The organism is Paenisporosarcina sp. TG20 (genome assembly GCF_000286315.1).
Taxonomy (GTDB): domain Bacteria; phylum Bacillota; class Bacilli; order Bacillales_A; family Planococcaceae; genus Paenisporosarcina.
On the sequence record NZ_ALJG01000005.1, the window covers coordinates 1 to 539 of the forward strand.

The following is a 539-nucleotide window of genomic DNA, read 5'->3' on the forward strand; positions in this document are numbered from 1 at the left end:
TATTCATCTTTCGCCTTTGGTGAAATCGGCATACATAACCAATTCTTAGGTTTAGGATTTTTCTTTGTTGGTTTATCACCCCAAAGAATATGATCATCTTTATATCTCATACCAGTGGTATTAGATTTATTTTCAACAGAGATATCATCATTCAAATTTTTGAAATGCACTTTTTTTGATTTGCCAAAATGTAGTTTTTCAACTGTTTGAAAGGCTCTTGTTGCCAACTTTTGAGCTTCAAAACTACCAATATGTTCTTTAAATTTTCCTTGCACAGCCTTCACGAAATTATGTATCCCATACTCAGAAAAGTCATAAGCTAAACGAATATCAGCTAGTTGTTTATCACGTTCTTTTGATTTAGGTTCATTAAGAAGTGTACGATACTTCTTATCGTTTTTAACGTATTTATGTCTTTTTAGTGCTTCACCTAGACAAGAATTGTAGACCATTCTAGCAATTTTGAATTTCTTTTCCAACCGATGGTGTTGCCAAGCTGGAATATGCAAAGGAAATTCAATTGTATAAGTCGGTGTACT

At 32.7% G+C, this 539-nt stretch carries 1 pseudogene; it reads right to left on the reverse strand.

Going from position 1 to position 539, the window contains the following annotated elements:
• Nucleotides 1-539, reverse strand: a pseudogene (locus B371_RS20860) (hypothetical protein); the annotation flags it as partial.